20 protein-coding genes and 3 pseudogenes are annotated in these 23205 nt (G+C 58.4%); 11 read left to right on the top strand and 12 right to left on the bottom strand.

What is annotated here, in order from left to right:
* The 3 genes from P3R82_RS09110 to P3R82_RS09100 all read right to left on the bottom strand — a co-directional run bounded on the left by P3R82_RS09110 (position 1) and on the right by P3R82_RS09100 (position 1682).
* Positions 1 to 873, bottom strand: coding sequence for a cytochrome c (locus P3R82_RS09110; protein ID WP_283193920.1), 873 nt, complete (start codon positions 871 to 873; stop codon positions 1 to 3).
* Between the two features lie 135 nt (positions 874 to 1008).
* A complete protein-coding gene (locus P3R82_RS09105) occupies positions 1009 to 1269 on the bottom strand; it encodes a hypothetical protein (RefSeq protein ID WP_283193702.1) in 261 nt (86 codons plus the stop codon).
* 158 nt (positions 1270 to 1427) lie between these two features.
* Positions 1428 to 1682 (bottom strand): DUF2934 domain-containing protein, encoded by a 255-nt coding sequence (locus P3R82_RS09100; RefSeq protein WP_112950508.1) that lies wholly within the window; start codon positions 1680 to 1682, stop codon positions 1428 to 1430.
* A gap of 586 nt (positions 1683 to 2268) precedes the next feature.
* Here P3R82_RS09100 and P3R82_RS09095 point away from each other — a divergent pair.
* Positions 2269 to 2508: a hypothetical protein gene (locus P3R82_RS09095; RefSeq protein ID WP_111564014.1), complete on the top strand. Its 240-nt coding sequence runs from the start codon at positions 2269 to 2271 to the stop codon at positions 2506 to 2508.
* 307 nt (positions 2509 to 2815) lie between these two features.
* Here the strand turns inward: P3R82_RS09095 and P3R82_RS09090 are convergent, their stop codons facing one another.
* The gene (locus P3R82_RS09090; protein ID WP_111564015.1) at positions 2816 to 3349 is read right to left on the bottom strand and encodes a DUF4142 domain-containing protein; all 534 of its coding nucleotides are present in this window, start codon (positions 3347 to 3349) and stop codon (positions 2816 to 2818) included.
* Positions 3350 to 3698: 349 nt separating this feature from the next.
* Between P3R82_RS09090 and P3R82_RS09085 the strand changes: the two genes are divergently transcribed.
* Both P3R82_RS09085 and P3R82_RS09080 read left to right on the top strand, forming a co-directional pair.
* Positions 3699 to 3899 carry a hypothetical protein gene (locus tag P3R82_RS09085; protein WP_111564017.1) on the top strand — a complete coding sequence of 67 codons (201 nt, stop codon included), beginning with the start codon at positions 3699 to 3701 and terminating at the stop codon, positions 3897 to 3899.
* A 1-nt stretch (position 3900) separates the two neighbouring features.
* Positions 3901 to 4107 (top strand): hypothetical protein, encoded by a 207-nt coding sequence (locus P3R82_RS09080; RefSeq protein WP_111564018.1) that lies wholly within the window; start codon positions 3901 to 3903, stop codon positions 4105 to 4107.
* A 662-nt stretch (positions 4108 to 4769) separates the two neighbouring features.
* Here the strand turns inward: P3R82_RS09080 and glgX are convergent.
* Positions 4770 to 6851 (bottom strand): glycogen debranching protein GlgX, encoded by a 2082-nt coding sequence (gene glgX / locus P3R82_RS09075; protein ID WP_112437177.1) that lies wholly within the window; start codon positions 6849 to 6851, stop codon positions 4770 to 4772.
* A 377-nt stretch (positions 6852 to 7228) separates the two neighbouring features.
* Between glgX and P3R82_RS09070 the strand changes: the two genes are divergently transcribed.
* A complete protein-coding gene (locus P3R82_RS09070; RefSeq protein ID WP_112437176.1) occupies positions 7229 to 7564 on the top strand; it encodes a DUF2934 domain-containing protein in 336 nt (111 codons plus the stop codon).
* Positions 7455 to 7787, top strand: a complete 333-nt coding sequence (locus P3R82_RS09065) for a response regulator (protein WP_112437175.1) — start codon at positions 7455 to 7457, stop codon at positions 7785 to 7787. Before P3R82_RS09070 ends, P3R82_RS09065 begins: the two co-directional genes overlap by 110 nt.
* Positions 7788 to 8083: 296 nt before the next feature.
* Here P3R82_RS09065 and P3R82_RS09060 read toward each other — a convergent pair whose 3' ends face one another.
* Positions 8084 to 8536, bottom strand: a complete 453-nt coding sequence (locus tag P3R82_RS09060) for a hypothetical protein (RefSeq protein ID WP_111564045.1) — start codon at positions 8534 to 8536, stop codon at positions 8084 to 8086.
* A 395-nt stretch (positions 8537 to 8931) separates the two neighbouring features.
* On the opposite strand from P3R82_RS09060, the gene P3R82_RS09055 reads away from it, so the two are divergent.
* Positions 8932 to 12204, top strand: coding sequence for a DEAD/DEAH box helicase (locus tag P3R82_RS09055; protein WP_283193701.1), 3273 nt, complete (start codon positions 8932 to 8934; stop codon positions 12202 to 12204).
* A gap of 321 nt (positions 12205 to 12525) precedes the next feature.
* Here the strand turns inward: P3R82_RS09055 and P3R82_RS09050 are convergent, their stop codons facing one another.
* The 3 genes and pseudogenes from P3R82_RS09050 to P3R82_RS09040 all read right to left on the bottom strand — a co-directional run bounded on the left by P3R82_RS09050 (position 12526) and on the right by P3R82_RS09040 (position 14817).
* Complete coding sequence (locus P3R82_RS09050) at positions 12526 to 12846, bottom strand: hypothetical protein (protein WP_283193700.1); 321 nt, start codon at positions 12844 to 12846, stop codon at positions 12526 to 12528.
* 96 nt (positions 12847 to 12942) lie between these two features.
* Positions 12943 to 13211, bottom strand: a pseudogene (locus P3R82_RS09045) (hypothetical protein); the annotation flags it as partial.
* 572 nt (positions 13212 to 13783) lie between these two features.
* A pseudogene (locus tag P3R82_RS09040) lies at positions 13784 to 14817 on the bottom strand (IS110 family transposase).
* Positions 14818 to 15128: 311 nt separating this feature from the next.
* On the opposite strand from P3R82_RS09040, the gene P3R82_RS09035 reads away from it, so the two are divergent.
* Positions 15129 to 15338 (top strand): cold-shock protein, encoded by a 210-nt coding sequence (locus P3R82_RS09035; protein ID WP_047514662.1) that lies wholly within the window; start codon positions 15129 to 15131, stop codon positions 15336 to 15338.
* A 116-nt stretch (positions 15339 to 15454) separates the two neighbouring features.
* Complete coding sequence (locus P3R82_RS09030) at positions 15455 to 15637, top strand: hypothetical protein (RefSeq protein ID WP_111564812.1); 183 nt, start codon at positions 15455 to 15457, stop codon at positions 15635 to 15637.
* Between the two features lie 342 nt (positions 15638 to 15979).
* On the opposite strand, the gene P3R82_RS09025 is transcribed toward P3R82_RS09030, so the two are convergent.
* Positions 15980 to 16348, bottom strand: a complete 369-nt coding sequence (locus tag P3R82_RS09025; RefSeq protein ID WP_111565447.1) for a response regulator — start codon at positions 16346 to 16348, stop codon at positions 15980 to 15982.
* A gap of 491 nt (positions 16349 to 16839) precedes the next feature.
* Here P3R82_RS09025 and P3R82_RS09020 point away from each other — a divergent pair, with 491 nt between their 5' ends.
* The 3 genes from P3R82_RS09020 (at position 16840) to P3R82_RS09010 (ending at position 20212) form a co-directional block, all read left to right on the top strand.
* Positions 16840 to 18501 carry an alpha-amylase family protein gene (locus tag P3R82_RS09020; RefSeq protein ID WP_112989279.1) on the top strand — a complete coding sequence of 554 codons (1662 nt, stop codon included), beginning with the start codon at positions 16840 to 16842 and terminating at the stop codon, positions 18499 to 18501.
* An 835-nt stretch (positions 18502 to 19336) separates the two neighbouring features.
* Positions 19337 to 19627, top strand: a complete 291-nt coding sequence (locus P3R82_RS09015) for a hypothetical protein (RefSeq protein WP_283193699.1) — start codon at positions 19337 to 19339, stop codon at positions 19625 to 19627.
* A 204-nt stretch (positions 19628 to 19831) separates the two neighbouring features.
* A complete protein-coding gene (locus tag P3R82_RS09010; protein WP_111565444.1) occupies positions 19832 to 20212 on the top strand; it encodes a response regulator in 381 nt (126 codons plus the stop codon).
* Positions 20213 to 20370: 158 nt separating this feature from the next.
* On the opposite strand, the pseudogene P3R82_RS09005 reads toward P3R82_RS09010, so the two are convergent.
* Positions 20371 to 20537, bottom strand: a pseudogene (locus tag P3R82_RS09005) (ATP-dependent DNA ligase); the annotation flags it as partial.
* A gap of 498 nt (positions 20538 to 21035) precedes the next feature.
* Positions 21036 to 21902: an SDR family oxidoreductase gene (locus tag P3R82_RS09000; protein WP_162718026.1), complete on the bottom strand. Its 867-nt coding sequence runs from the start codon at positions 21900 to 21902 to the stop codon at positions 21036 to 21038.
* Positions 21903 to 23205 lie beyond the last annotated feature (1303 nt).

Genomic DNA, 23205 nt, shown 5'->3' with positions numbered 1-23205 from the left:
TCAAGGTCGCGGCGAGGGAATCGCTCCCAACGTTTTAATGTAATGAGCTATCGCTTCGCGATCGCTTTCCGGGAGGCGAGCTGTGTTCTCCACGACGTCGGACATTGAGGAACCGACCCGGCCATGGTTGGGCGTCTCGCCCGTCGTCAACATCCGCACGAGATCCTCCTCGCTCCAATCCGCGATACGAGCGGCCGTGATGTTCGGAACGTAGCCCGTGCCTTGGGGATCAATTCCGCCCGCAAATCGTGTTTCCGGGATTATCGCGCCCACGACGTTTCGACTGGAATGACACTCCGCGCAGTGCGCCAGCGTCTCGACGAGATAATAGCCGCGGGCAAGCAGCTTGTCCGCCTTGGCTGGCGGGGCGGCGGAGCGACCCTTACTGAAAAAAAGAAGCTTCCATGCTCCGACGGACCTCCTGATCGCGAAGAGAAGGCTGGGATGATGCGGTGGAGCGCGGCCCTTAACCCAGGGAACAGTCCTGAGATAGGCATGAAGGTCGCGTATGTCGCCCGGTGTCATCGAAGTATAGCTGGTGTAGGGGAAGGCCGGATAGTAATGGGCGCCGGTGGGGGAGATCCCCGCCACCAGTGCGTTCGCCAAGTCCGAGACGTCCCAATTTCCGATTCCATCAATCGGGTCGGCCGATATGTTCGGAGGCCTGAATGTACCGAAGGTCGATGCCAAGGCTAGCCCGCCTCCAAGGTGAAGGCGGTCGGTTTGGCCGGGAGTGGCGTGGCAAGAGGAGCAATCCGCGGCCGTGAAGATCTGTTCTCCTCGACGGATATCCCCTGGGCCGGCCAGTCGAGGGTCTCCAGGAAGAAACTCCCCTTGGGGTGAGGTCGCGATCCACGCGGCTGTCGTACACATGCCCGCGCAGCATGCAATCAATACCAAAACACCAAGCACCCTCATTGCCGACACCTTCGTGAGCGACCTCCCGCCCCCGGCGCCTTGAGCCGGATGAAGAGCGGGCGGCGCGAGGACCTAATTGAGGAAAGACCGTTACTTCCCAGGCAACTCCTTGGTATGGGTGGGGCCGGCCGGCAGCTTTTCCTCGGAATGCTCCCTGTCGGCGGCGCGGATCGGTGCCGTCGCGAAGGATGACACGAAAAGGGCAACTCCAAGCGCAACCACCGCGAAGAGGACCGCGACGCCGATCGAAAACGCCGTACGTCTCGGATCCTCTTTCATCATTCCAAACGCGAGCGCAGATCCCAGTAGGGCGGCACCTCCCGCGACGGCGATAAGCCAGATATGGTTCAAGGATACTCTCCAATACGTTTGACACCAAGGGAGGAGCGCTCCCGATCCGCGGCGATGCGATCATCGTCGCGCCAGTTGAACGACGTGGGCTCCGGTGTTGCGCCGCTCGCAAGGCAAAAGGTGGCGCGGACCGGGCAACGTCCGCCGGGCGGTCGCTGCTATGTGGCGCGCGACGTCCCTGACGAGCCGGGCGCGCCAACCCCGTCTGGAGCGTCTTCCCCGTCAACGTTTCCTTTTTCCTTGAAATCGATAACTGCCTGCTCCCAATGCTCGACGTGGCGCCCTTCGGGCCGGCCCGCTTGCTCCCACAACGAGTAGGCTCGCTTGCTAATCCACTCGTCGCGCTCTCGCTCGTGGACAGATACCGTTTCATCCTCGCTGTTGAACACGCTAGGCTCGCTAGGTGACGTCATCTCCCCTTCATTGGGCGCGGGGGCCAGGCCTTCCCGCGCGCCGGGATCCTCTGTCGGCCGTTCCAGGCCAGAACGCTGTCGCGATGCGTTAATCGGATTTCGAACCTTTTTCATTAGCTTTCCTATACATTTCTAGGCGGGTTGGAAAAGTCGCTCACAACGATCGGCGGGACTTGCCGCCGGGGTCGCCCTTCACCGGAGCCGGCTCCCCGAGCACAGGGTGTTTCCTTTCGTTGTGGAACCCATGAACCTCGAAAACCTCGTGTTGTTCCCAATAAAAGACGCCTATCGCGCTAATCGTCGGGCAGGCTTTTGAAACCGGGGCCATCCGAATCTGACATCGAATGAACTTTTGTGCCGAGTGCGCCCTTCCGAGGAGGAATTCCCGTCGCGGTCCGAGTGTCGACGGCGTTCAACGTCAGTGGTCTTGACCGGACCATGGTACTGAGGCCGAGCCCGGCCTGGTCGCTGCCGCTCTCGGGGCTCGATTGGGAAGGGGCAAGCGCGCCGGACCACGCCTGACGGAACCTTTGGATGCCAGCGCGGTTTGCAATGCATCCCTCCTCAAACAGACGAGAGACATAGGATGACTGGATCGAAACAGGCCGGAACCGACGAGCGGCGCGTCTCGGATGGCGCCGACGAGCGGCGCGAGGAGCTGGCGAAAAAAGCCGCGAAAGGACTGCGTTCGGCAATGCGTGGAGACGATGCCGATCCGGATGCGCCTTCGGCCACGGGCGATTTGAGGAAAACTCCGTCGTCGGAAGCGCTGGGTACGCCCGCGAAAGGAGCCGTCGAAGACGGCGAGGGTCCAGGGAGCCAGTGACTGCTTGCCCAATCGAAATGCCCGGATCGCCGCCGCGCTGGCCGCTTGCGTCCTGGTGACAACCCGCCCTCTGTGAAGTGGTTCGCCTTCAACGGGACCTACATCATTGGCACGCGTGCGACGGAGTGCACATCGTCACGTCTGGCATTCCCAGGGACCGGTTCCAACGGCGTCGAGCCTGGAGGCGAAGGTTGAACTGTACCATCGAACGCTGCGTCGCGATGGAACGAATAACGCGCTCGAATGCGTCGATACCAAAACGCCGTGGATTTCCTGGTCCACGGCGTTTTGAATCCGATATCCGAGACTACTTATTCAAGTCCTTGGCCATCGTCAGATGATGTTCCAACGCGGGTCGGGTTTTCGCGGCCCATGCCTTCAACTCCGCGTTCTCGCCTTCATCGCCGTACCGTTTGAAAAGATCGACGGCGTCTTCATGGGCATCTTCCTGATCCGAGTGGTACCGCTTGGTGAAATCGTCCCCGTTGAGCTTCTTCAGATCGTCCAGCATGCTCTGTTGCGCCGAGCTCATCGCGCTCGGGATCGCGGCCTTGACCTTGCCACCATCGATCATCGCCTTCAGCTCCGCGGACGTCTTCATGTGATCGCTGATCATCTGCTGGGCGAATGTCTTCGTCGCGGCGTCCTGCGAGCGTTCGACGGCAAGCTTGCTGGATTCGATTTCGAACATGTCGGAGCTCGCCACCTCGGTGACGAAGTCCTCGGTCCTTGGAGCAACGCCCATGACCGAGTTGACCCCAGTCTTTTCGGCCGCGGATTGGGCGAGGACGGGCGAAGTAAATAGGATTGCAAGTCCAGCGATGGCGAGGGCGGTTCTCATTTTGATGGTGCTCCTTTGGCGAGTTGAGACCACTAAACTTATTGGTCGCCTGATCGTTCCTGTCCTGGCGTCTTTAATTGGGGACGTTCGGTTCGTGGCTATCGCGTAAGCGGGGAGATTGGTTGATGGCGCGAGCGAGCCCCGCCCCCCGCCAAGTCCCCATCCGCTCCCGCGACCAAAATGGCCTTGTCGCCATCGTGGAAAACCTGGAAGGCCGCGACACTCTCAATCGCTTCTGGAAAAGGAACGAGACACTAGATTGTCTCTCTCGGATCAAACCAAACATCATGATCAACCCGGAACAAGTGATGTTTTGCGAGGTTACCCATTCACCACAAGGAGTTTTACAATGGGTATGAGCAAGCAAAGTGAAGGTGCTCCCGGCACCACCGACCAATCGCCCCGATGGGAAGGACCGCGGGAAAATATCCCGCCTGGCTACCTTCCCGCCGAAGACAATCCCGACACGGCCAAGGATGCCAACGGTGAAACCAACGCCGATCCCGAGGTCAAGAAGATCTCCGATGGCCTTAAGCAGAAAGGCGAATGACATGTCGGACATCGAGAAGGACGCCAAGGGTCAATTTGCCAAGTCCGTCGCTGATCGCAAGGCCACGGGGGTGCACAGCGCTAAGCCCACCGTGATAACAGGCTCCGAGGACGCGACCGAACATAAGACACCTCCAGGAAGAAAGCCGGTCAAGGATTGGGACATCAACTTCGATCCCGCGGAGGAAAATGAGGGAAAGATGCGATAGGACCAGGGCACCGCCCACGGGGCCTGGTTTGACAGGCTCCCGCGAGCACCGTTTCCACCGCGATCCGAGGCTCTCGCAAGCCGCCGAATACGGTGCTTACTTACTGCCATCGAACTCGGAAAAACACCAATCGGTTTTTCAAGCAGCCGCGCTTGGTGACGGCTGGTGAAGGGTCGATCACCTGTCGCCACCAGATGACGTGATGACGCAAGTTGCCCGTGGCTTCGTCGATATAGCGCAAATCAGGTCTTGCCCGAATCCTCCAAGGCTTCACGGCCATATTGACCATGCCACGAGCCCGAGGATGACAACAAAGCTAACGGGGACCGCGAGAAATCGGGCCATGCCGAGATTGGTGTTGGTATGGCCCACCCAGGCGAACCACCAGGCAGGGCCTTGATTTCCGTCGGACATGGTTGTCTCCATGGGGGTTGCGTGTCGAAAGGCTTGATCGGAGAAATCTCGAGGAAAGAGTATGGATTATCGATCAAGCCTGTCACCCGAACCTTTGCTTCGAGCAATAGTTCCCTTATCTTCGCTGGCGTAGGGGATCAAGGATGCTAAACCGTCACCGGTAAAGCTTAGGCGAGAACAGGGCGTAACATGCTGACGGCCATTGTGGTTTCCATCCGTCAACCAATCACTCACCCTTATTGCCGGGTTCACCCCTTGGCGGATAGCAGCACAAGGCTGCGCGGAGAGAGTAGATAGGACTCCGTCTCGCCGATATCTTGTTCCCCAATGATCGGATCGGCGGTCGTCAAAGTAACCACCCAGCCCTTGCCCGAACTCTCGGGCAGGCTGAACTCCACGTCACCATCATGCGGGTTGAACAGAATGATGACGTCATTCATCCCTTCCGTGTCCGAACTTGCCGTCAGACGCAAGCCTATGGTCGTGCTCCCTTGATCGGCCCAATGCTCTTGCGTCTGTTCGCCGCCGCCTGGATTAAGCCACGTCACCAGGGTGCCATCGCGCCAGCTCTCCCGCCGAAGAATTCGATTGGACTGACGCAGGCTGATCAACCTCTTCACGAAGCCCCGAAGGCTATCGGCGGAGACCGGGAGGTTTTCCCAATGGACCCAACTAAGCTCGCTGTCTTGGCAATAACCATTGTTGTTGCCCATCTGGCTGCGACCGAATTCGTCGCCAGCGAGCAGCATAGGCGTGCCATGGGATAGGAACAGGGTTGCCAGGAAGTTGCGCTTTTGTCGTTCTCGAACATCTATCACGTCTAGGTCATCCGTTGGACCCTCGACGCCGTGATTATGGCTTCGGTTGTCGCCATGACCATCCTTGTTGTCTTCGCCATTATCGTCATTGTGCTTCTCATCGTAGGAAACGACGTCATTCAACGTGAAACCATCATGCGCCGTAATGAAATTCACACTGGCCCACGGTCTGCGGCCACGAAGGTCGTACACGTCTCCAGACCCAAGCACACGCGCCGCGAAATCCCCCGTGGTGCCATCGGTGTCCTTCCAGTAATCGCGCGCCGTATCCCGATACTTGTCATTCCATTCGGCCCACCCCGGCGGAAAGCCACCAACCTGATACCCCCCTGGACCGATGTCCCACGGCTCCCCGATAAGCTTCAATCGAGACAGAACGGGGTCCTGCCCGACCGCGTCAAAAAATCCGCCTCGTTGATCAAAGCCTTCCGGTTCACGGCCGAGGATAGTACCGAGATCAAAACGGAAGCCATCCACATGCATCTCTTCAGCCCAATATCGGAGGCTGTCGGTTATCAACTGCAGGACGCGAGGATGGGAGGTGTTAACAGTGTTTCCAGTTCCTGTGTCGTTGATGTAGTAGCGAGGCTGCTCGGGCATCGTGCGGTAGTAGGAAAAGTTGTCGATCCCCTTGAACGACAGCGTGGGACCGAGTTCGTTGCCTTCAGCGGTATGGTTGTAGACCACGTCGAGAATAACCTCGACGCCGGCGTCATGGAAGGCGCGGACCATGTCCCGGAAGCCAACAATGCCCTTCGGGCCGTAGTAACGGGCAGTTGGCGCGAAGAAGCCTAGGGAATTGTATCCCCAATAGTTTTTAAGACCCTTGTCGAGCAGGTGCGCGTCATCTGGAAACCAGTGGACGGGGAGAAGCTCGACGGACGTGACCCCGAGGTTGCGGATGTAGTCCACGACCTCTCGGTGCCCCAATCCTTCGAAGGATCCGCGCAGCTCCTCGGGAACGGCGGGGTGGAGCTTGGTGAAACCTTTCACGTGGGTCTCGTAGAAGATCGTGTTCGACCAGGCAACCCGCGGCTTCGTGTCCCCTTGCCAGTCGTAACTGGACGGGTCAATCACGCGGCATTTAGGCATTGACTGGGCGCTGTCGGTCTCATCGAACGACATGTCCTTTTCCTCGGCGTCCAACTTATACGCGAACTGCGCTTGGCTCCATTCGACGTCCCCCACCAGCTCGCGCGCATATGGATCGATCAGCAACTTGTTCGGGTTGAAACGATGGCCGCTCTCCGGGTCGTAAGGCCCGTGGACCCTGTACGCGTAAAGTGCTCCGGGCTTCAGACCCGGCACGTAGCCGTGCCAAACCTCGTTCGTGAATTCCGGAAGCACGACGCGGTCGGTCTCTATTATTCCCGTCTCGTCAAATAGGCACAGCTCGACGCGCTCGGCGTGCGCACTGAATATCGCGAAGTTCACTCCATCGCCATCGAAGTTCGCGCCGAGACGCGTCCAGTCGCCGGCTACAATTTGCTTACCGCCGTGAGAATTCGTCATGTCAGCCCTTCAAGGAATTTTTCCATTTTGAAACTCCAAGGGTGAGTGTTCGTTCCCGTTACCGCGCTAAATCGCTTCAAGCGGGGCGTACTTGGGTGTTGCGGGTTGGAGCAGGCCTAGCCTCGTCGGGCACCGGTCACCATCGCCAGCTGTCGGCTCGCGCGCCAATCGATCAGCATCAAATCAATATCTCACGAGAATGTCGCTTCGCCATGTTCGCGACGGGAACCTCGCGACATTAACGAGGTTTGAGCCGCCGAGAGACAAACGAAGGCCGTCGATGGCAACGCGGGTTCGGCTCTGTCCAGGCCGGAGCTGCTTTGATCCGAGGAGGTTTGGCTAATAGTTCGCGCAATCCGGATCATGGGGAGGTTGGAATGGAAAATCGTGGCGAATGGATCGCCAGGCGTGCCTATGCTTTGTGGGAGGAGGCCGGCCGGCCCTTCGGACAGGATAAATATCACTGGGATCAGGCATCCGCCGAGTACGATTTATTGGAGGCGACGCGCGCATCAAGTGATGGGCGCGAGGTCCTCGTAAAACTGCGTGGCGAATTTGCTTGCCAAGACAACCGGAGCGATGCCAAAAACAGAAACATTCTGATTGTCGAGGACGAGCCGCGGATACGCCGCGACACGGTGGACTTCCTGGACAGAGCCGGCTTCCGAACGCTTGAAGCCCGCCAACGCTGCCGAGGCACTTGTTCTTCTTGAGACCAACATCGTCGACACGCTGTTCACGGACACTGACATGCCCGGATCGATGGACGGGCTGGGACTCGTCGCCACCGTGCGGAGCCGGTGGCCGAGCATTCGGATCATCGTGACGTCGGGGCTAATCAAGTTCGCGCGCCGAGATCCGCGCAATGAAATGGCGTTCATGTCTGAACCCACGACCCGCCTTGAGCTTATCAACCTTATATCGCGGTCTCGTTGATCAGATTGAATATGCGGGCCTCCTCGAGCAAAAAGCCGCCACGACCCGAATTCAGCTTCCAATGACGGGACGGATTTTCCGCCGCCGAGCCCCCGTGAAGTAGGCTTCCGAGCTTGGCCGTCGGTAGCGCTTATCCGATCGAGCCTCTCCGGGGGAGGGCGCCTGATATCGCGCACTTGCGTTCGGTGGGGGCGCCTCCCGCCTTCGGCATATGTTGGACACTGACGGGACCGACATCTACATCTTCCGATCCCGTGTTGCTTCTGGCATGGATGAGCGAGGTTGCGAACCGCGTCTCAGTCTGGTTGCACCGGCCTGATGGTATCAACCGAGATCTCGCCCTTGATCACTCCGCGGGCGATATCGGTCCGCCCTCGCTCGACCTCGATCACGGTGTAGAGCTTATCGTCGCGAAAAGCGCTTGCGTTGAACGTCGTCACATCCTCAGCGGGCGCGGCATCCACTTCCATGAAGTCGAGTTCGCGACTCGCGGCCACGATCCTAGCGTCCCCCGACGTTCGGGCCGCGACCATGACGACCCCGTGGCCGGGCGAGTTCACCCACCGCGGATCACCCGGTGCCGCGATTGGCTCCAGCCGATATATTGAAAGCTTTTCCGCTTCACCCCCCGATGCTCCCGCGGCCGCCGCGTCCGAAATCTGCGCCTGGCTCTCGACTGATGAACCGAATGTGTTGCGAGTTGTGGCATTGTTGTGGTCGTCGCCACCTGCTTTTGACACGTTAGACATGAACGTCCTCCCTTTCACCTTTGGATTAACGCTCGAAAGCGGGCTTTGTTGCCTCGGCGCCGCCATTGGAAACTCGTCCGGGACCGGTGCAGGCGTCTGAGCGAACAGCGAGGCCAGATCGGTGCCAAAATCCAAGAGCCGCGGGCGCGGATAGCCAGTGTCCGGGATGGAATCGGTGGCCGGGGTTTGGAAGACGTATCCCACGGTCCATGGCCACTCCCGCCACGCGCCACGCGCCCGCTTGCGGGAGTAGACAGGGCATGCCGGGGCAAAAGGCTCTGTCCCATGGCGCGATCTCGCGAAAGCAACCAGCATCCATCCATCCGGAACCTAGCCGCGTGATCATCGTTGACTATCGCCTTTTCGCCCGCCTCCAAGATACATGGTAAGGATCGATGCCAGTAGCCCCTCAAAACCAACATAGCGCCGCGAATTCATCATTTATCGCTAGCGAGCTCGCGCGCCAGGTCGGCGCTGAGCACGGCGACGACATCGTCTTCGTCGCACGCTCGGACGGACGTGCGAAGCGCATCATCGAGGCGTGCGAATGCCTCTCGCTCGGGAGCAAACTCTTTTATCTGCCCGCGTGGGACTGTCTTCCATTTGATAGGGTACCGCCATCGCGAGCTTCAATGGGAATGAGAATGGATGCCTTGCGCGAGTGGCTGGCGACGCGGCCGGGCGGACGATTGTGTGTGACATCACTTGAAGCCTTGCTTCAGCGAATTCCACCCGCGGACGTCATCCAGTCTGCATGCTTCGAAGTCGCTGTCGGCGGCCGGTTTGATCTGTCGTCGTTTGAAGCCTTCCTTTCGCGGACAGGCTACGCGGTGGACGGTGTTGTCGATGAACCAGGTGAGGTCGCTATCCTTAACGGCGTCGTTGATATATTTCCCGCCGGCGGCAACCTCCCCATGCGATGCTATCTGAACGAGGACGGCATCGTCGAGGAACTCTGGTTTTACGATCCGGCGACACAGCGCACGCAAGCGAGTGTCAAAGAGATGCTATTCGGACCAGCTTCAGAAATAATCCTTGCCCCTGGCGAGCTCGACGAAGCCTCCGATGGCCAGGCGGTATACACACGGATGTTGAGAAATTACAGCGCGCTCGAAACAGTGTTTGACGTGCTTAAACCCGCCACCTTCCTTATCGAGGACGACGTCGACCGGAGAGTGGACGAGTATCTCGACATCATGGAGGACGCGCGAATATCCTCCGGGGCGCCCTTGACGCAGCGCTCACTCTACCTCGATCGCGAGGCTTGGGACGACGCGCGCTCGGGGCCCGGCTGGTCACTGCTTGATACGGATGGATACCTGCCGCTGGAAGCGGGTCGGAAAGGGTTCGGAGCTCTAACGGAGCTTGTCAACAATGTCGCCACAAATGGCACCCATCTCGCGATAGTGGGAGACGAACCCCAGTTGAGCCGATTGACGGATCGGGTGAGCAAATCGCTGAACACGAACGTCGTGCCAGCCACGACTTGGCAAGAGCTGTTGGAGACGGGATCGAGCGTTCGAAGCGGAAGGATCCCGTGGACGGAAGGGTATGTGGATCGTGGACGAAATCTTGTTGTTGTGGCTTGCCAGGACATTCTTGGGCCGCCCATCGGCGACCAACGCGACCATACCCGGTCGACGCTGCGGGCGCCGGATCTCAAGATCGGGGATGTTGTTGTCCATGAGGAACATGGGGTCGCGATCTTGCGGGCGATCGAAACCACCGTTGTCGAAGGCGTGGAATTTGACTCCGCGCGGCTTGAGTATCACGGGGGCGCCTCGATCATCGTTCCGATGAAGGATTTTGGCCTCCTTTGGCGATACGGCGCCGAAGCGTCATCCGTTACCCTGGACCGGCTCAATACAAATGTATGGGCAAGCAAGCGAAATGACCTCCAGCGGGATATCCGGTCCGCGGCCAAGCATCTCGTTGACGTTGCCCGCCGACGTTCGGAAACTAAAACGAAACCGATAGTGCCGCCGCAAGACGAGTATCGGAAATTCTGCGCGCGCTTCCCCTACGGTCTCACCACCGATCAAATGAGCGCGATAGATGAATATCTCGCCGACATGGCGAGTGGCCGTCCCATGGATCGCCTGATTTGCGGGGATGTCGGGTTCGGAAAGACCGAGATCGCCCTGAGAGCAGCGGCGGCCGTCGCGATGTCCAATCTGCAGGTGACGGTCGTGGCGCCTACAACTGTTCTGGCCAGACAACATCATGACGTGTTCAAGAAGCGATTTGAGAAGTCTGGGCTCTCGGTCGGCCTGCTGTCTCGCGCCGTGAGGAACGACGAGGTCACGCGCACGCGCGATGAGATAAGGGCAGGGACCGTCGATATTGTTATCGCGACCCACGCAATCCTTGGAAAGAACGTGAGCTTCCAGAGACTGGGACTGGTCGTCATCGACGAGGAGCATCGTTTCGGCGCCGCTGACAAGGCCGCCATGCGAGCGCTTTCGCCGAACGTCCACGTCCTGGCGCTGTCCGCGACGCCTATCCCGCGCACATTGCAATCCGCTCTCATCGGCGTTCAAGACGTGAGCCTGCTTACCACCGCACCATCTCGGCGCCGCCCCATCAGGACCTCGATCCTCCAAATCGACGCGGCAACGATCCGCGCGGCCTTGCTGCGCGAGAGACGTCGTGGCGGGCAGTCCTTTTTCGTCGCCCCACGGGTCGCCGACATCGATCCGCTCCAGGCAATGCTCGCGGAGATAGCGCCGGAACTCTCGGTCCTGGTGGCGCATGGCAAGATGTCGGTGGACAAGATGGATGACGCGGTTGTCCGCTTTTCAGAAGGCGAGGCCGACATTCTGCTGTCAACCAATATCGTTGAAAGCGGTCTCGATGTCCCTCGCGCGAACACGATTTTTGTCTGGCGTTCCGATCAATTCGGCCTGGCGCAGCTTCACCAGTTGCGGGGCCGCGTTGGAAGGGGCCGATCGCAAGGGCTCGCCTACATGCTGACCGAGCCAGGTGAGAAGGAAAGCGATGATAGTCGTCAGCGCCTATCCTTACTGCTCAAGTTCGATCGTCTGGGATCGGGAGCCGACGTGGCGATGAATGACCTTGAACTGCGTGGCGGCGGTAGCGTGGTGGGCGAGGAACAGGCGGGACACATAAAGGTTCTCGGAACTGGTCTCTACCAGGAGCTTCTCGCAAAGGCGGTCAGCTCGCTTCGCGGCGGAAAAGCCGCTTTCCCTGATCTTCCTGATTTCGAGGTCGGCGTAACCGGCTTCATTCCCTCCGATTTCGTCCCGGATCCAACCGTAAGACTAGGCTTTTACACACGTCTGTCGAAGATGAGGTTGAAGGAAGAGTTCGACGAGTTGGAGGAGGAGATGTTGGATCGCTTCGGTGACCTCCCCGACCCAGTGGCGGCGTTGCTTCGAACGGCCCGCATTCGAGCCCAGGCAGGTCGTCTCGGAATTGCATCGGTGCGAGTGGGGCCGGACGGCGCCGCGGTCGAATTTCATGAGCGCGCTAGCGCAGCGATACTGGCGGAGTGGAAAAAGTTAGCGAGAGCAACCGCTAAGGGCAAGCGGATTCTGTTTGACTTGAAGACCGGGTTTGAAGACCGCCTGCCATTTCTTGAAGCTCTTCTAGCCGCCGCCGCCAGTGTTGACACCGGCAGCCAATCAGGTCGAAGCGGTGTTTCGTGATGCGTTGCAGCGCCGCGGGATTGCGAGGGCGCGCGAGGGCGCGGCGCGGGATCTTATCTGATCGGCGGTTTCGCGCGGGCGGCTTGGCGGACTGACGCGGGTGGAGTCGGCCAGCAGCCTAGGCTGGCGCGCCCCGCCAGACGCTGAATGAGTGGTCGGGGCTATCGCCGCGGGCCATTCAGAGCTTTGCTCACCGCATCAACGATATCGCGGAGCGCGATCGGCTTTTGAGCCTCACGATATCCGCGAGTTCGCCCGGAATGATGTGTGGATCGTAGCCCGTCAACAAAAGCCCTTGTGGGGCACGCGCGTTCGACCCCGTCAGAGCGAGTTGTCCGGGATAATAAAGTCGCCGTCCAGACGATCAAGGTTCTCGCAAAACAAAACCGGGCATGATTGGTCGCGCGTCGGAATCCGCTTCCATTCGGCATACTCGTTCGCGTCGCAATAGCGGCTGTTCCGCACGAAGCGGTCATACAGCGGAAGTCCCCTGGGCGACGACCAGCGAAAAATCACGGCGCCTTGGTTGTGGACGGTTGCGCGCGCCTGTTCGCACGTCATCTTGAGCGGGCTCAGGCGTGAGATCGCGACCGCGGGAGAAGTCGCCAACAGCGCGGTGATGACGATCGCTATGGTTTTCATGATCAAGCTTCTCATGATCAAAACCTCGACAATTTTCTGGAAAACGTCTCCAACGCCGATGTGTTCCGGGATACGAGGTTTATCAATCCAACTCCGTCAATGGAGCAAGCCATCGAGATCGAATTCCTCCCATCCGCGCAGCTTCGTGGCCGCGCGTCATCCGTCTTCTCACTCGCCGATTTCAGAGCTTCCCTAACTTGCTTAAGCGACAGAGGAAGCTTTGCCTTGTAGGCCGCCTGTCTGCGTTTTTCGGCCTTTGTCACCGCATCCTCCTCGCGCCATTCGTCCACGGCTCCTCGATCCAGCAGATCCTCCACCATCCTTGGATCGAAAACGTAAAAGGTAAACCTCCGGGCGCGGCCTCTCCTGTTTCCAGGTTTCGAGAGAAGTGGCCCGTCGAGAAATCGGGGCGGATCGCATTCCCCGAAACCGTCACATGTTGTAGGCAACCGTAGTTATTGATGCGAATTCGGCTGTCCTCGGCCGCCCTAATTCCAGGTTGTTGTGGACGCTCGGGCCCGGAAATAGTCGCAAGACCATCACGTCATGTCTCGCCTTGCTCGGCCGACGGAAGGGCACAACCCCTAAGCCGGCAGCCGTGCGCGTGCCTGTCAGTCTCGAAACCTCGTGCCGAATGAAAATATAGGTCATCTCTTCGTACGACCGATATAGGATAGCGTTGGTAACCTCGCGTAAGAAATACAGCGATCGCATCGGCGCCGACCTGAATCCCTGTATGGATGGCTCCTGCGAGCAAAGGACGAGATCGGTTCCGGTAAATAGGTCGGTTGCGGCCATGTATACGGCGCAGCGAAACCGCTGCGAGCCCTGATGAATATCCGCTTGGAGAACAGGTCCCACTCAATCGAGCGCTCTCGAAGAGCTTCGGATTCATCGGGGTGTCCTGGTTCTTCTTCTCCGCTTGTTTGCCATCACCTCACGTTGCCCTGACCATTCCAGGAGCCGTCAGGCGACCCGCGGCTCGTATCGAGACCCCGTCCCCGAGGACGGCAAAAATCATTCGTGCCATGCGATGCGCCAAGGCAATCGCGACAATCTTCGTCTTCTTGCGCATGAGCATGCCCGACAGCCAGTCCGCTCCTGGCTCCCGCTTGAGCCGACGTCGGAGCATGATCCGCGCCATGGCGCCGAGATACAGCAGGCGCCGGATGTACCGATCACCCATCTTCGATACAGCGCCCACTCTTTGCTTGCCTCCGGTAGAATGAGGCTTGGGCGCGAGGCCGAGCCAAGCCGCATAATCCCTCGCGCAGTCGAAATTGTCGACATCAGAGGTCGTTGCCGCGATCGTCGCCGACAGTACCCCCACACCGGGGATCGTCGCCAGACGCTGACTTGTCTCGCTTTGCGAATGGGTCTCTTCGATCTCGTCGGTCAGCCGCTCGATCCGCGTGTTCGTCTCGGACAGTTGGTCTAATAGTAAGATCAAGGGCATCCGAACCGCTTGCGGTAATTGATCCACTTGTTCCTTCAGCCGCTCGACATTTTGCACGCCCTTCGCGGTTATGATGCCGAATTCTGTCATATGCGCTCGGATCGCATTGCCGATCTGCGTGCGCTGGCGAACCAGAAAGTCCCGCGTGCGGTGAAGAACCATTACCCACGAGCAGGCCTCGCTCTTGATGGCGACGAACCGCATCGAGGACCGCGTCACAGCCTCGCAGATGGCGGCCGCGTCCGCGGCGTCGGTCTTTCCGCGACGTAGGGCTTTACATTACGATGGTGGCATCAGCCGGACATCATGTCCCAGTTACTGAAGCTTGCGTGCCCAGTCATGAGCACCAGCGCAAGCCTCCATGCCGATGAGGCACCGGGGATGGTTCTGGAAGAACGCAAGCAATTGGCTGCGGCGAAGCTGCCGCCGCACAAGGACCAGACCGTTTGGTCCACACCATGGATCTGGAAGACGCTCTTTGCGAGGTCGATACCGACTGTGGCAAGTTCTGACATGAAGCGCTCCTTTGCTTCAGGCAATGACACCGAAACCATGCCGGAATACGCCGGCGGAAGAAGGAGCCATCCACACCATCAATCGAGGCCAAATCCGAAAAGAGAAGCGACCGGTCCCTGGAAAACTATCGGTTGACTTTCGGCGTAAAGCCTCTATCTATGACTTAATCGATCTTTTGCTTGCCGAGCTTTGTCTACCGCGCGATTGGCACCGCGCTCTATTCGAACCTTCTCTCTCAAAAATAGTCGTATCACCGTCCGCGAAGCCTTGCTTCCGCGGTACCTCACTCTATGCTTTGAAAGGGTTCATTATGACCACGGGCACAGTAAAATGGTTCAATTCCACAAAGGGCTTCGGCTTCATTCAGCCGGATAACGGCGGCGCTGATGCGTTCGTCCATATCTCCGCCGTCGAGCGTGCGGGAATGCGCGAAATCGTCGAGGGCCAGAAGATCGGCTATGATCTCGAGCGCGACGCCAAGTCCGGCAAGATGTCTGCCTGCAACCTGCAAGCTGCATGATTGAACGGGCCGCCCCATTGACCACGGATGTACTGGCAATGGGGCAGCGCGTTTGAAGGGCCGGGCAATGTTGTCCGGCCTTTTCGCTTCATAGCCCCGAAACCCAAGGAGGTTTCATGACCCACAGCAAGTCCAGGCAGCAGGCCGAAGCCGCATTCGACCGCGTCCAATCCCAATTCTTCGCACACGGTCAAGCCGTCGAGGAACTTCAGACCGAGGAACAGGCGCGACAAGCTAAGACTCAACGGCTTCGCGAAGCGCGGATCGCGCGTGACGAGGCCAGGGATCAAACTCGCTGAGCTAGCTTCGATCGCGAATTCCAGCGGCGCATTGCCATCATTCCAGCTGTGGTAGCGACAGTAGGGGACCTAGTCATGTCAGAAGAGAAGCACTCACTATCCGTAGTCGTTCGATCCGATGACAAGGGTCATTGGGTGGAATGGAACAACGACGGCGCCACCGGGTCACTCGGACCATACAAGAGCGAAAAGATGTCCGTTGACGTGCGGATAGCCAAGGAACGAGAGTTCACTGAAAACGCGGGTCACATCGACGACGCTTGACCAGCGCGAATAGCGGCTTGATGGCTTGATGGCTTGATGGCTTGATGGCTTGATGGCCTTTCTACGGCCAAGCCCGTGTCAACCCATTAATAGCCCACGGATCATAGTCGCGACGTCGGTGGAAGCATAGGGCTTTGTCAAGAAGGGCGAGCCCTGCGGAAGCTGGCCAATTTCCGGCTGGCGGTAGCCTGACGTCACGATGATTTTGATCGGCGGCCAACGATCGCGTACGAACGCTGCGAGTTTCAGCCCGTCCATGCTTCCTGGCATGTCCACGTCCGTGAACACGAGCCGGATTTCCGGATGCCGCTCGAGGGTCGCTATCGCCTCGTCCGCCGTGCCAGCTTCAAACACGACGAAGCCCTCGTCTTCCAACTCGGCCGAGATCGACAGGCGAAGAATAAGCTCGTCGTCCACGACGAGCACGACTATCTGGTCCGTGGGCATGCGGGGCTCGCTTCTCTGAAAGAGTATGCTCCCGAGACTTAGCGCGAGCTTTGTACGTTAGCGGACATAACTATCGCCATCGTCTCTAATTTCAAGTGGTGGGACTCGAGATGTCATCGACTTCGACGCCCGCCGATCACGCTTCCACGCAAACCGCGAGGTGGTTTCACTCTTCACGTGTTCTGCCTCCCATGACGTGGCACCCGCGGTGACGCGAAGTCTTCGCCAAGTTTACTCCTGGCGCTCCTGTTCGGCGTGGGAAGAGCCCACCAGATTGTTGCGCGAAGATAAGGCATCGGTCGGCCCTGAAGGACGCACGAGGGTCAAGGTCCGCGGGAGATTGCACGTCCCTGGTATGTAGCGGCAACTACACTGGCTCCCAGAACCTCGTCGAAACCGCTGCCAAAATCTCGCGGGCAGCTCACACCCTGGAACCTTTCCGTTGCCGATGCCTTCCACCACCATATCAATCTGCTGATGGGAGCAACGCCTTGATCAACGACCTTTGGTACAAGAACGCGGTCGTCTACTGCCTATCGGTGGAGACGTTCATGGATTCCAACGGAGACGGAATCGGCGATTTCCAAGGCCTGCAACGTCGCTTGGACTACTTGGCTGGGCTTGGCGTCACCGCGATTTGGTTGATGCCATTCCAGGCATCGCCTGGTCGCGATGACGGCTACGACGTCTCCGACTATTATAACGTTGATCCGCGCTATGGGACCTTGGGGGATTTTGTCGAGTTCACGCATGGCGCAAAGCAGCGCGGGATCCGAGTTCTCATCGACCTTGTTGTCAACCATACCTCAGACGAACATCCCTGGTTCAAGGAGGCCAGGGCTGACAAAACCTCAAAGTACCGGGACTGGTATGTCTGGTCCAGGACAAAGCCGAAAAACGCAAGCGAGGGCATGGTCTTCCCCGGTGTACAAAAATCCACTTGGACGCGCGATACGCATTCCGGCGAATATTACTTCCACCGCTTCTACGATTTCCAGCCTGACCTTAATACCGCCAACCCGCTTGTTCAGGCCGAGATCCTTAAAATCATGGGCTTCTGGATCCAACTCGGGGTTTCCGGGTTTCGAATGGACGCCGTGCCTTTCGTAATCGCCGAAAAGGGCGCGGACGTGAAAAAGCCCAAGGAATACTTCGACATGCTGCGCGCTTTTCGCGAATTTCTTCAGTGGCGAAAGGGCGATAGCATCATCCTGGCGGAAGCCAACGTCGTCCCGAGGGAAAATATGCAGTACTTCGGGCACGACGGCGAGCGCCTGCAGATGATGTTCAATTTCCACGTTAACCAGTCGCTCTTCTATGCGCTGGCGAGCGCGGACACCCGTCCGCTTGCAAAGGCAATGCGGGACACGGAGAAGCTCCCGCGTACTGGCCAATGGGGCATATTTCTACGCAACCATGACGAACTTGATCTTGGTCGGCTATCAAAGAATGAAAGGGAAGCAGTCTTCTCCGCCTTTGGGCCAGACAAGGACATGCAGCTATACGATCGCGGAATTCGCAGACGCCTAGCTCCGATGCTGGGAGGAGACATCCGTCGTCTCAAGCTCGCCTACAGCCTCATGTACTCTTTGCCCGGCACACCGGTTCTTCGCTACGGCGATGAGATTGGCATGGGCGATGACTTATCGCTGCCCGAGCGTAACTGCGCGCGTACTCCAATGCAGTGGTCAAACGAGCCCCAAGGTGGCTTCACGAAAGGTCAGAAACCCGTATTACCGCTGATTTCACAGGGTCCATACGGGTACGAGAATGTGAACGTGGCTTTTCAGCGCCGTGATAGTGACTCGATGCTGAACTGGACCGAGCGAATGATAAGAATGCGCAAGGAAGCTCCAGAGATCGGATGGGGCACTTGCACCGTGATCGACTGCCAGGATCCAGGTGTTCTGATCATGCGGTACGAATGGCGCGAAAACGTCGTCGTCATCATCCATAATTTCCACGACAAGCCCGTCGAAATCAGTTTCAGCCTCAACAATGAGGGCAATCCGGGAATGTTGATTGACATTCTCGACGGACACGACAGCCAGGCAACGGGAACTTACGAGCATCACATGGTGCTAGAGCCCTATGGGTTTCGCTGGTATCGGGCAGGTGGCTTGGACTACCTGCTGAAGCGAAGCGAGGTATAGCGGCGCCGGACTGTTGCTGGAGGATGGATCGCCTCCAAGCATCCGCCGTGGCCCAAACGTCTTGTCGTCTCGCGCTCCCGCGCCTCGAATGCTACCATAACGCGTCGGCGACAAGGAGGGCAGGTTCCGGCTGCACGAGTGTTTGCTTGCGTCCCACGGCGATACGTCTCCCATTCCGCAAACGATAGTTACATCACACTCAACTAAGGGTTAGATTGTCGTCGTGCCAGCGCCCCCGGAAAAGAGCCGTACGATGCTGCGTCACAGCCTGCGTCGATACGTTTTCATGTTTCCAGGAGAGGCGTCATGGATGCTCGGGTTGTGGGACGGTCAGAGTTGGGCCCGAGCGGGGGCGCATTCTTGAAGTGTGCGATCGAGTTTGACACAACCACCGTTCCAGCAACAGAATCGAGTTCTTCCGTCACCGGCATTTGTCCATCATTGACGCGCGGCTGAATGCTGGTGATCCAGAAGCCTTCGAGGCTACTGAAAAGGTCCGACAACCTGGGGATTTCGCGTTTGCCGTCATCGACGCTTCCACGGATCACTGGAAGCTCAAAGTTGTCGGCAAGAACTGCCGGTTCCCCCGGACCCAAATCGACATCTAAGGCAACGGAAACCCGCCCCCCCCCCGCGCCCAAGCCGCCTGAAAGCCGAACTGCTGGCGCAGGTGCGGCAAGGTCCCCGGCATGGTCGATGACTGGCAGGCATGCCGCGCGCGTCCCCGCGTCCCTGGAATGGTAAGTTCATTGTTCGCCACCGTACGCTTGGGCTCGAACGGGGCTTGATCGCGTAGTCTATGTTTTGTTCGAAGGCGGAACCACGGAGGGCAATCATGATCGCTTCAACAGTTGACATCAGATACATGACCGTACCGGAGCGCCAGGCAATCATTGAGCTGCTTGCCACGCCAATTGAAAGTAATGCGGATGTAGCGACGGAAAAGGGCGACGATGCCCTTGGGATGATACTGCGATCCGTCAGCAGCGCGATGTCTTCAGCGGCGGGCGAACTTGCTGTGGCGGATATCATCCTAACCGAGAGCGTGGTCCTGCGTGCGCTAGGCCTGCTGACTGCGTTTCAGTGCCGTCATGCACGATACCCGGTCGGGGCGGTCCTCCACTGATTGGTCTTAGCGGAAAAATTGAGTGACGCCCTCTTGATGGCGTGGATCAGAGGGCCGATCCGCTCCATCGTCAACGTCCATCGCGGGAGAATTGTACAGTCCTCTCGTCTCGGTCAGCCAAGGGAAGGCAGCCTTCAATAACATGTGAAAATCCTCGAACTTCACAGAGGGCGATTTAAATAGTTGCTTTTTTAGGAGAGTGTCATGCGAGTTTTAATAGTCGAGGACGAAGCGCTTATTGCCTTGGAGCTTGAGCGAATTGTTGCCGAAGTGGGGCACACAGCAGTTGGGCCTGTCACTACCGTGGAGCAGGCTCTTGCTCACGCACCCCGCGTTGATGTGGCGTTAGTGGATCTGGGGCTCGCCGATGGCATGAGTGGAGCAGCCCTTGCCCGTCGTCTCACGGACCGTTTTGGAGTAAGCGTGGTCTTCGTTACGGGATCTCCGGGTGACGTGGGGCATGGCCTGGATGGCGCGGTCGACATAATTGGTAAGCCATTTTCCGATGATCGAATTAAGCAAGGGCTGGAAAAGGCCGACGCCGCATCAAAAGGACGCGCTTGGAACTCCGCGACAGGCTGGTGATGTAAAGATTTTAATCAGTTGATTTGAGGTGGCCGCGCAAGGACGCGGTCATCTCTTAACGCATTTAAGCTCCCCGTGCTTGGCTCGTTTCCCGCATTATTCGGCGGCGCGCGGCTAAACGGCGCCAGTGCCGACGGCGCTGGAGAGATGCATCTCCTCTAAGCGATGCTATCAATCTCGAAGATCGCAGTGCTATCCTGGACCTCACGAAGGCCGTTGTATGAAGCGTGGCGCGGATCGCCATCATCCGTCCAACCACGGAACAATGCTCCTCGCCTTGATAAGGAACCACCGGTCGCTTGGCCTTCAGCTTGTCGAGGGTCTGGCTGCTGACAGCCACGTCTCCCATAGCTGCCAAGATACGCTCAACCGAACCGCTCTTGCTGATTTCTCATCAAATCGTGCTCCGCATGGACCTCTCCAATGACAATATATCGGAAGAGCAGGCACTCTTCTGCAACCGGTTATTAAGCCGCACTGCGCCGAGGTCCTGTCCTTAACCCACGAAGGCCCTCTGCAGGATCCACTGTTTTGCAACCCGGCCATAAGCGTACACGTTCATGTCGAAGTTTGGCTGGGAATGGTTTGATCCAACTGAGCCTGGTCGCGGTCCAGATGCAGTTCAACGGCTTCGGAAAGCTGCAATCAGGACAGTGTGAGTGGTTACCGCCCCGCGGCGAAGGCCCGGCCCTGCACAGGCCAGGCCCTCGCATGCCACCTCAACAATGAAGCTGGGCGCAATCTCAAAAGCAAGCCAACTCGCGGGCACGACCCGCATACTTGGTGTTTGCCAATCGGTGGTGAGCCAAGCCGACGAAGAGCACTAGATCATGATCTCGCCACCTGTCACCGGGACCACGGCGCCGGTCATGTAACTGCCGAGTTCTGAAGCCAGCAGAACGTAAGCCCCAGCTAACTCAGCCGGTTGCCCCGCGCGACCGATCAGGGTCTGCTGGCCGAACTTGGCAGCCTTTTCCGCTGGCATCGTCGACGGGATGAGCGGTGTCCAAATCGGCCCGGGTGCAACCGCGTTTACTCGGATACCCTTCTCGGCAACCATTTCAGCGAGACCCGCCGTGAAGTTTGAGATCGCGCCCTTCGTGGACGCGTAGGCCAGCAGCGGCGGTGAGGGCTGCCGCGACTGGATCGACGTCGTGTTGATGATCGAGCTTCCTGGACGCATGTACGGGATTGCCGCCTTTGACAGGAAGAAAGGTGCGTAGATGTTCGTGCGGAACGTCCGGTCCCATTCCTCGACGGGTATTTCCGATATGTCGGAATAGGTTCGCTGGAAGGCGGCATTGTTGACGAGAACGTCGATGCCTCCCAACTCGCGGACAGCTCGTTGGACGAGTTCCTGGCAATGCTCCTCATAGGTGATATCGCCCGGGGCGGCAATTGCTCGACGGCCTGCCTGCTCAACCCACTTCACAGTATCAGCGGCATCGTCGTCTTCGCTCAAGTAGGAAATCACGACATCTGCTCCTTCGCGAGCAAACGCGATTGCCACCGCCTTGCCGATGCCTGAGTCCGCGCCGGTGATCAGGGCGACCTTACCCTCAAGCCTGCCGCTGCCCTTGTATGACTGCTCACCGTGGTCAGGAACCGGTTGCATCGCCTCGGTCTTGCCTGGCGGTTCCTGATGCTGCTTGGGGTAGGGTGGCGTCGGGCGACGTGCTTCTTCGGTCATATCAATCTCCGGTTTTGCTCCAACGCAAACCAAGAAGGTCGCTGACGGTTCCCACATCAGTTCCTAAGAACCGGACAAAGTGGGGCAGCGGAGACTCGATAGCTTTAAATACAGGGACAGCGACGACGGAAAGAACGATGATGACTTCGATCTAGTTCGACATAGGGAACCTCGGGAGAAGTAAGCTGTCTCTGACCGGCGCTCGCAGGGTTAACTTCCGACCGCCTTGCCCGGGCGCGTTGTCAAGGTCAGTTTTGGTAATGAACTTGGGACGGTGAGATGCTAGGACGGCTCGGGCGGTAAGCGCTAAGTAGCGGTCGGGGGCCTTCTTGTTTTGGAGAACCTTACCACAAGGCATTGCCGACGAAGCTCTTCAAGGTTGTCGGAAAGATCGGCATGTATGAGTACGGCACCGAGCATGCTCATGCACGATCCGGACCAAGAGCGCTGGTTACATCGACCCCGGCCAGTCGTTCCCGTGCTGCGTAAGCGGCAAGTCGCGTCATCCGCCGTGCCCATCAGACGCGCCAGGGCGACGAATGCTTCAAACACGAGTATGTCGCCGAGACTTTGAGGTCTCGGAGCCCAACCCTGCAAGCACTGAGACCTGGCGGGTTTGATGCGAGCCCATCCAAGATCGCGAGCACCAGGGCCAGGGCCATCGCCGTGACACTAGGCCTGCCCCCCGCGTTCCATGGCCTGCCTCGCCAGGGAGCTGTTGGATCGTTGCTCGGATGTCGCGTTTGGTGGGCACATACATTGGAACTTCGATGCCAAGGACAATTGGCTCCACGCGAACAGCCTCGGCAGCTTTCCAATCATGACTTTCGGCCCCGCGCCGCCGTCTTCGATAAATGGGTCGGTGTACAACAACCCAAGTTGCCTTGCTCCGGCGATCAATATCGACCACAGCGTAACGCATTCGTATCCTTCAGACCAAAAGCTAGCCCGTGGCCGATTCTTGCTCCTGCTATCAGAGACGAGTGTTGTCGCGAATTTGTCACGCGGCATGAAAGTTATTACCGCTGAATGTCGGAAGACTTGCCAGGAATCGCGGTAAGTTTTGAGATAGGCTGCAAAACGTAATCAGGGCAATGGGATGTTCAGGGTAATCGAAGGTGGCCTAACCGAAACCAAGTCTGTCGCTCAAAGCAAGAATGCGTCGATCGCGGCCGAGGGGGAAAGGCGTCTGCGGGAGGCGGGCGTGGGCCGTTTTCTAGCACGCGAGAAACTCACTGGCATCGCTATGCCTAGCCCAATGCGGGCATTCATGCTGCAGGTGGAGTTTACGGTGGAAGCGTTA

The organism is Rhizobium sp. AN80A (assembly GCF_030053015.1).
GTDB classification, from domain to species: Bacteria; Pseudomonadota; Alphaproteobacteria; order Rhizobiales; family Rhizobiaceae; genus Rhizobium; species Rhizobium metallidurans.
The sequence above is the reverse complement of the archived record's forward strand: the minus strand, read 5'-3'. Positions and strand labels throughout refer to the sequence as shown.